1 protein-coding gene and 1 pseudogene are annotated in these 1,065 nt (G+C 59.9%); one reads left to right on the forward strand and one right to left on the reverse strand.

The annotated features are described in order from the left end of the window. Positions 1–110 precede the first annotated feature (110 nt). Complete coding sequence (locus tag EN991_RS37425) at positions 111–725, reverse strand: TetR/AcrR family transcriptional regulator (RefSeq protein WP_013531384.1); 615 nt, start codon at positions 723–725, stop codon at positions 111–113. A gap of 91 nt (positions 726–816) precedes the next feature. Here EN991_RS37425 and EN991_RS37430 point away from each other — a divergent pair. Then, a pseudogene (locus tag EN991_RS37430) lies at positions 817–1,065 on the forward strand (spermidine/putrescine ABC transporter substrate-binding protein); the annotation flags it as partial.

Here is a 1,065-nt window from a genome sequence, read left to right on the forward strand (position 1 = left end):
TTTATGCCCCTTTAAGTTGTACAAGGTTTTAGATTCAACTCAAGAGGCGAGCCCTCGTGTGAATGAAGTTATGTCGAACCGACGATTTCTCCTGTCTGCTCCTGACTCCTTCACACCCCGATCGCCGCCACCAAAATCCGGTTCTGCCTTCGGATCGCCGCGCGCAGCTCCGGTATTTTCGCCGCGTCGCGCTTCACGAATTCGATGAACATCATGTTCATGTTGTTGAAGATCAGTTCGCCGAGCGCTGCTCCGTCGATGTCCTGCCGCACCAGGCCGAGCGCCTGCAGGCGGGCGATCAGGGCGCGGATCTGTTCGGTCAGCGCGCGGTCGAGCGCGGTGTAGGCCTGGCCGAACGGGCTGTCGGGCAGTTGCGTCGAGATCGCCATTGCCTGCCGCCACATCTCCTTGCTGAGATAGTGCAGCGAGTGCTCGATGTAGATGCCGATCAGCGTATCCAGCGCATCGCCGACATTGGCCGGCGGCCTGGCGACGACGCCCTGCCCGGCATTCAGCACCTCGTTGACCTCCAGCGAGACGATGGCGCCGAGGATGTCGCCCTTGTTCTCGTAGTAATTGTAGATGGTGCCGACCGAGACCTCGGCCTGCGTGGCGATCGCCTCTATCTTGGCGCCCTCATAGCCGGCCTCTCGAAACAGTTCCGCCGCCGCTTCGATGATGCGCCTGTGCCGGTCCGCCTTTTGCCTTGCCCGCAATCCGCTCATTCCAGCCTCTTGCCACAAAAACAGAATTGACTCAATTTTAGAATTGGTTCAATTTTTTGCAAGAAGCCACAAAGGCAAGGGAGAACACTCGATGTCCGCACATTCCAAGAGCATGAATTCGCTTTCCCTGTTGAAGAGCCATCTGCATGCTGCGTGCGCGGCCGCGGCGCTGTTGCTCGCAGCCGGCAGCGCTGTCCAGGCCGCCGACCTCAACGCGCTGATCTGGTGCGATCATGCCGATCCGGCGCTGCTGCAGCCCTTCGAGGAGGCCAATGGCGTCAAGGTCAACGTCAAGGAATTCGAGGGCACCGGCGCTGGCCTCGCCATCGTCGAACAGTCG

It is taken from the genome of Mesorhizobium sp. M7A.F.Ca.US.005.03.2.1 (genome assembly GCF_003997795.1).
Taxonomy (GTDB): Bacteria; Pseudomonadota; Alphaproteobacteria; order Rhizobiales; family Rhizobiaceae; genus Mesorhizobium; species Mesorhizobium ciceri.